The organism is Pokkaliibacter plantistimulans (assembly GCF_003194385.1).
Lineage (GTDB): Bacteria > Pseudomonadota > Gammaproteobacteria > Pseudomonadales > Balneatricaceae > Pokkaliibacter > Pokkaliibacter plantistimulans.
Genome location: NZ_LAPT01000047.1, coordinates 113,072 through 119,637, shown reverse-complemented (window position 1 = coordinate 119,637; position 6,566 = coordinate 113,072). Strand labels below are relative to the sequence as shown.

Here is a 6,566-nt window from a genome sequence, read left to right as displayed (position 1 = left end):
CGGCAACTGAGCTGGTTGTTGCCGACAGCGAGAGCTATCCAGCAGCAGAGCAAGTTGAACACGCGGAAGTGATTGCACCTGAGCAACTGACAGCCTCTACTGAGACTGCTGAGACTGCTGAGACTGCTGAGACTGCTGAGACTGCTGAGACTGCTGAGACTGCTGAGACTGCTGAGACTGTCAGCAAGCAAGCCTCCGAAGAGCAAACTGTGCAACTGGCAGAAGAGAAGGCTGTTGAAGCTCCTTTGGAGCCACAATCCTCCGAAGATGCACCAAGGCGTGTTCGCCGCGCTCATAATGACCCACGCGAAATCAAGCGCCGTCAAATGCTCGAAACTCAACAGAAGCCCGAAGTGAGTAATCAAGACGAGTAATATACCCAACTCGTTGTCTAGTCCTAAAATAGGTTTACACCTATTAAGATAGGTTGACCTACTTCACAACGCCCGATGCACCTCATCGGGCGTTTTGTTTTTCAGGGCCAGATGCGGCCGTTCCGTGTTGTAAATCTGCACAGCCTCATCAACCATCTTCCTCGCCTGTTCCAGATTGTCAGGGCTGTGCAGCAAGAGCTCCGACTTGAGAATGCTGTTCAGCCGCTCAGCCAGCGCATTCTGATAGCAGTCGTAGCCATCTGTCATCGAACACTGTACGCCATGCCGTTGGTGCAGTGACGGGTACAAGGAGGAGCAATATTGAACACCTCGATTCGAGTGATGCACCAATGGCTGATGACGACGATGTCTGCGTAACGCCCGCTTGAACGCGGTAGCGACGGACTTGGCATGAAGGCTGTCATGAACGTGATGGCCCGCGATTTTTCTCGAGTACGCGTCTGTGACCAGACTCAGATACAACGGACCGTCACGCGCGGGCAGATAGGTAATATCCGCCACCCACACGTGCTCAGGTCGGGTCGGTATGACCTGACCCGGTCCGGGTTTGAGCAGGTTCGGATGGCGATAAAAGCGATGATGACTCTGTGTGGTCTTGTGATAGGCCCGCTTTGGGCGTACCAGTAGCCGATACTCGCCCAGAACCTGAAAGAGACGATCCCGTCCGACGTGGACGCGCTGATCGGGCTGTTGATATAGCAGGTAATACAGCTTGCGTGTTCTCAGACGCGATTGTGCTGGTAGTAGGCTTGGCGGCTAATCCCTAAAAAATGGCAAGCCCGGGTAATGCTCAGCCCTTCGACCCGGGCCTGCGAGAGGACTTGCCGAGTCGCTTTTTTGCCAGTGACACACCGTAGTCCTGCTCCAGCACGTGGACAAAGGCCTCGAAGAACTGCGCTTTCTGACGCATCAGGTCAAGCTGCTGTTCCAGTTCTTTGATACGCTGCTCCGGCGTAAGAGGTTGAATATCCGACATCGTGGTACTCCTCTGCGCTCGAAGGGAAGCGCCCTGACTCCAGTCCTGCCGACCGTGTTTACGCAACCACACCAGCACAGTCGACCGTCCTTGAATACCATACCGTTCTTGAGCTTGCTTATAGGTGAGCTCACCTTTTTCGATCTGATCAACGACCGCTAATTTAAAAGCCAGTAAGTAATCTCGTTGAGTACGCTTTACACCTTGTGCCATCGTATTCTCCGTCAATCCGGGATGGAAGGTGTAAATCTTATTCAGGACGGGACACACGTAAAAATAAAAGGGCTTGCATCTGCAAGCCTTTTAAGTCCCACCCATCTACGAAACAGCAGCGAAGGTAGTGCGCCTATTTACATTCACTAAACGATCCCTAAAACCCTGACCAAAGTGAACGTGACGTTATTACAGAACCACAGGCTCCTGCTCCAACACAACACCGTAGTGTTGCTTTACTGCTAATTGAATACGCTGCGCCAGCGCCAACAACTGCTCTCCGTTGCCACCACCATGATGGACTAACACCAGCGCCTGATCCTTGTGCACCCCTACTGCTCCCTCGCGCCAACCTTTGAAGCCAAGTTGATCTATCAGCCAAGCTGCAGCGAGCTTATAACCTGGACCATCGATAAAACCAACCAAGCCTGGGTAGTCATGACGCAACAGATTGAACTGCTCCGCGGTTACCCAGGGATTCTTAAAAAAGCTCCCTGCGTTTCCTAATATGGCAGGGTCTGGCAACTTTGACTGGCGGATAGCGATCACTGCTTCAGCAACCTGCTGTACCGTTGGCTGCTCAATACCCTTCTGGTCAAAATAGTCACGCAGAGCCTTATATTTGATCTGGGTATCAGCCTGCTTTGACAAGCACAACTCTACGGACACAATGATCCAGCTCTTACCGATGCTCTCTTTGAAGATGCTATGTCGGTAGGAGAAGTGGCAATCAGCTGCTTCTCGCGTGCAGAACGCTCCTGTGACAGCATCGAGATACTGCACTCGCAGTAGAACGTCCTTTAACTCCACGCCATAAGCGCCAATATTTTGCACTGGCGCAGCACCTACGGTACCTGGAATCAATGCCAGATTTTCCAGACCCGACCATCCCTGAGACAAGCTGAAGCAGACCAAAGAATGCCAGTTCTCTCCTGCCCCAACGCTTAAAGTAACGTCCGACTCATTCTCGGATCGTACCTCAACACCTTTGATATCAATTAACAAAGTAAGACCAGGTAAGTTCTGGCACAGCACTACATTGCTGCCCCCACCTAGCACACGCCATGCGAGATTGCGCTTTTGCGCAACAGCAATATCTTGCTGTAATTGGCTAGCAGAGTGCACAACAGACAGGTACTCAGCTTCTACTGAAAATCCAAAAGTATTCAACCTAAGTAAATCGGCGTTCTCTTGCCAGTGCTCAGGATAATCACTCACTTCACTAAATCCTTAATTAAGGCATCCGCAGCCACTTCAACAAGATCAAGCACCCGCTCAAACCCCGACTCTCCATCATAGTAAGGGTCAGGCACCTCCTCTATTGAATCTGGATGGTAATGGAGGAACAAACCAAGTTTATGCTGCAATTGAGCAGGGCAGTTCTGCATCAAGCTACTTAGATTGGCATGATCCATGGCCAGAATTAAATCAAACTCTTCAAAGTCTGATGCCATGACCTGGCGAGCTCTGAGGGGCGTTAAATCGTAGCCACGTCTGGCAGCAGCCCGACAGCTGCGTTCATCAGGTGACTCACCCGTATGGTAAGCAGCCGTTCCTGCCGAATCGACCTGAAAACGCCTACTCAGCCCCTGCTGGGTGATTTTCTTTGCCAGCACACCTTCTGCAGTAGGGGAACGACATATGTTGCCAAGGCACACTAAAAGAATTTTGTACATCTCTCACCGAATAGTCAGCCAGCTCAACAAACAATGACTCAAAAGAGGCATACACAGCCTCCAGATTCAGAATTTGCAGCTATCGGCCATCGCCAAGTATCGAACGTACTCGTATCAGATCATCAGGTGTATCCACACCAGCAGGAGGAATGACCGCAGCCTCAGAGACCTGAATATAGCCACCATTCCACAGTACACGTAGCTGCTCCAGTGCCTCCCATTGTTCTATCGGAGCAGGTGACCACTGGACGAACTGATTCAACAAACCAACACGGTAACTGTACAGCCCGATATGTCGAAATGCCTGCCAGCCTGCCGGCGGAACATCGCTGATACCTTGAGCAAACTCATCCCGATGCCACGATACGGGCGCACGGCTAAAATAAAGCGCCTTACCATGCACATCTTTAACGAGCTTGACTACGTTGGGATTGGCGAATAACGCCATATCCTCAATCGGCTCGCACAACGTTGCCATGTCCGCCTGAGGATGCAGCAGCAGAGTCTGTGCGACCTGATCAATCAAGGTTGCAGGCAGCATCGGCTCATCACCCTGAACGTTCACGATGACCTCGTCATCTGACAGTTTTAACTGTGATGCCACCTCCTGAATACGATCGGTACCGGAGGGATGTGCCGCAGAAGTCATACATACTTCAGCGCCGAAGGCTCTGGCCATGCTTTCAATTCTCTCATCATCAGTCGCGATGATGACGCGTACCGCTCCACTGGCGCACGCTTTCTCCCACGTGTGCTGGACCATTGGCTTACCGGCGATATCCAGCAAGGGCTTGCCTTTCAGGCGAGTGGACGCGTAACGGGCAGGGATAACAACCAGAAACGACATAGTCTGTAGGACTCCCGAACAAATACTACCTAGCAGCAAAAAGGCCGCTTCTTTATTAACGCTGCTTTGGACGCTTCGCCCGCTCGTCTTCGGTCAAGCTACGCGCTTCTGACTCCAACATCACAGGAATACCATCACGTACCGGATAAGCAAGATTGCTGGCATAGCAAAATAGCTCCTGACGATCGGCATGCCACTCAAGGGGCGCCTTGGTAACGGGGCAAACTAGCAAATCCAATAACTGCTTGTCCATTCTGGACCTCCGTAAAACTGGGCATGCTGATCCTGACGGACAACACGATGATAGATATCGATTTACACAACCCACCGGGCAAAGCTAAGCCTCGACAGCAACGTGTATTGTTAACATTGGGAAAGCAGATTTCAGCGCCTTTTCGGGTTAAGGCTACGTAGCTTTTCCGCCAACGCGCTGAAAAAGCTATCTGACAGCACCGCAGTAATATCCAGATACCACAGGTTATCTGCTGCAAAACCACCACACTTCACTGCATCTTTACCTGTTACGACAACCGGTATGCCTTCACTGGGTATATCTTCTTGCTGAAAGCGATAGTGGTCAGGCTTACTGATAGACCGCGTTATTTTGATGCCTAGCGATTCCAACGTCGAAAAAAAACGTGCGGGATTACCTATTCCGGCCATCGCAATGACCTCTCGCCCACACCATGCCTGAACATCAGAAGCCTGCCCTGTATGCACATGAACCATTTGCCGGGCACAAATATGCATCGTAAAGGAAGTCGTTACAGGCGTGCTGGCCGCATAGCCATTGACCACACAAAAATCCACCTCGGCGAGACGCTCCGGTGGCTCCCTAAGCGGCCCGACCGGCAGACAATGGCCATTCCCCAGACCGCGATGACCGTCAACGACAGCAATTTCTATATGACGCCCCAAGCGGTAGTGCTGAAGGCCATCATCACTGAAGATCAGATCACAATCATTGTTTTCCAGCAGCCATTGCACCGCTGCTACACGATCTGGAGCAATGACCACCGGACAACCGCAGAGCTTTCGCAGCAACGCAGGCTCATCACCTGCTATAGCAGGATCAGTATCCACTTCAACTGTCAAAGGATAGACAACGGACTGACCGCCGTACCCACGACTGACCACTCCAGGTCGATAACCTTGCTGCTTTGCCCAGGTAACCAGTGCCGTAATCAAAGGCGTCTTACCAGTACCACCAATAGATATATTGCCTACTACAACCACAGGCACCGGTGCCAACCAAGCATTACTTTGCAACCGTTGCCTGCGTCGACTTGCCAACCGCTTAAACAGCACTTCAAGTGGCCATAACAGGTAGCTCAGCTTGTTATGGCCGTACCAGAAGGATTCAGCACTCAAAGCCATGAGCAAACTCTCAGCATGCTTACTCACCCTCACTCGTCAGGATACGGATATGCACATAACCCGCCTGCCCCGCTGCATCCATGGCACGCACAACAAACTGATGGGGTGTACTGGCATCGGCACTGATCAGCAGGGGTAGAGAGGTATCTCCTTTACCTGCCACTTCAATAGCATGCTTGACCGTAACAAGCTGAGCATCTGCCAGTACCGCATCATTGACAGCGATCTGACCGTCTGCACTGATACTGACCTCAATCGACTGTGCAGGTGCTTCCTCTACAGTCGCCGAAGATGACGGCAGAGTGAGTTGCAGCGGCCTGTCCTTCTGAAAGGTGGTGGAGACCATAAAAAAGATCAGTAGCAAAAACACCACATCGATCAGAGGTGTCAGATTAATGCTCACCTCTTCCCGACTTTGACGGCGGAACTTCATACGTTGGCAGGCTCCGTAGCTTGCTCGTGCTCACGATCACCGTGCAGCATTTCTACGAGCTTGATTGCCTGAGCTTCCATATCGACGACCAAGGTATCGACACGGCGTTGCAGCATGCGATGTAAAAACACTGCTGGTATGGCAATGACCAAGCCGGTTACGGTAGTCAGCAAAGCCTCAGAGATACCTCCTGCCAGCAGGGCCGTATTTCCCGTTCCCGCATGGGAAATTTCGGTAAAGACTTTGATCATCCCCAACACGGTGCCAAGCAGGCCTAACAATGGTGATATAGCGGCAATACTGCCGAGGGTACTCAGGTATCGCTCCAGCTCGTGGATTACCTGACTGGCCGACTCTTCTATGCTTTCCTTCATGATGTCTCGTCCATGACGCGCATTCAGCAAACCAGCGGCCATAATCGCTCCCAGCGGACTGTTTTTACGAATTTGCTGCAATCTGGCGTTGTCGAGCCGATGTTGACTGATGGCATCCCAGACTTCACTGAGAAGATGTGCCGGTGCTATGCGGGAAGGCCGCAGCGTCCACAGTCGTTCAATGCAAATTGCCAGCGCAACAACCGAACACAACAACAGAGGGACCATGGTCCACCCTCCGGCAATCAGCAAATCCAGCACGTTGTTCTCCCAGC

General features: G+C 51.8%; 7 protein-coding genes and 2 pseudogenes. 1 reads left to right on the top strand and 8 read right to left on the bottom strand.

Annotated elements, in window-relative coordinates; translation table 11 throughout:
- Positions 1 to 374: pseudogene (locus WH50_RS26615) on the top strand (hypothetical protein); the annotation flags it as partial.
- Positions 375 to 437: 63 nt separating this feature from the next.
- Here WH50_RS26615 and WH50_RS11465 read toward each other — a convergent pair.
- The 8 genes and pseudogenes from WH50_RS11465 to WH50_RS11430 form a co-directional block, all read right to left on the bottom strand.
- Positions 438 to 1,584: pseudogene (locus WH50_RS11465) on the bottom strand (IS3 family transposase).
- Between the two features lie 189 nt (positions 1,585 to 1,773).
- Positions 1,774 to 2,802 (bottom strand): UDP-N-acetylmuramate dehydrogenase, encoded by a 1,029-nt coding sequence (murB, locus tag WH50_RS11460; RefSeq protein WP_110187423.1) that lies wholly within the window; start codon positions 2,800 to 2,802, stop codon positions 1,774 to 1,776.
- On the bottom strand, positions 2,799 to 3,260 hold the full coding sequence (locus WH50_RS11455; RefSeq protein WP_110187422.1) for a low molecular weight protein-tyrosine-phosphatase: 462 nt from the start codon (positions 3,258 to 3,260) through the stop codon (positions 2,799 to 2,801). The genes murB and WH50_RS11455 overlap by 4 nt, the downstream gene beginning before the upstream one ends.
- Positions 3,261 to 3,339: 79 nt before the next feature.
- Positions 3,340 to 4,107, bottom strand: coding sequence for a 3-deoxy-manno-octulosonate cytidylyltransferase (kdsB, locus tag WH50_RS11450; protein ID WP_110187421.1), 768 nt, complete (start codon positions 4,105 to 4,107; stop codon positions 3,340 to 3,342).
- 55 nt (positions 4,108 to 4,162) lie between these two features.
- Entirely contained in the window at positions 4,163 to 4,360 is a 198-nt protein-coding gene (locus WH50_RS11445; RefSeq protein WP_110187420.1) for a Trm112 family protein, read from the bottom strand.
- A 131-nt stretch (positions 4,361 to 4,491) separates the two neighbouring features.
- Entirely contained in the window at positions 4,492 to 5,511 is a 1,020-nt protein-coding gene (lpxK, locus tag WH50_RS11440; protein WP_133251308.1) for a tetraacyldisaccharide 4'-kinase, read from the bottom strand.
- Complete coding sequence (locus WH50_RS11435; protein ID WP_110187418.1) at positions 5,504 to 5,917, bottom strand: ExbD/TolR family protein; 414 nt, start codon at positions 5,915 to 5,917, stop codon at positions 5,504 to 5,506. Before WH50_RS11435 ends, lpxK begins: the two co-directional genes overlap by 8 nt.
- The gene (locus tag WH50_RS11430) at positions 5,914 to 6,552 is read right to left on the bottom strand and encodes a MotA/TolQ/ExbB proton channel family protein (protein WP_110187417.1); all 639 of its coding nucleotides are present in this window, start codon (positions 6,550 to 6,552) and stop codon (positions 5,914 to 5,916) included. The genes WH50_RS11435 and WH50_RS11430 overlap by 4 nt, the downstream gene beginning before the upstream one ends.
- Positions 6,553 to 6,566: the final 14 nt, after the last annotated feature.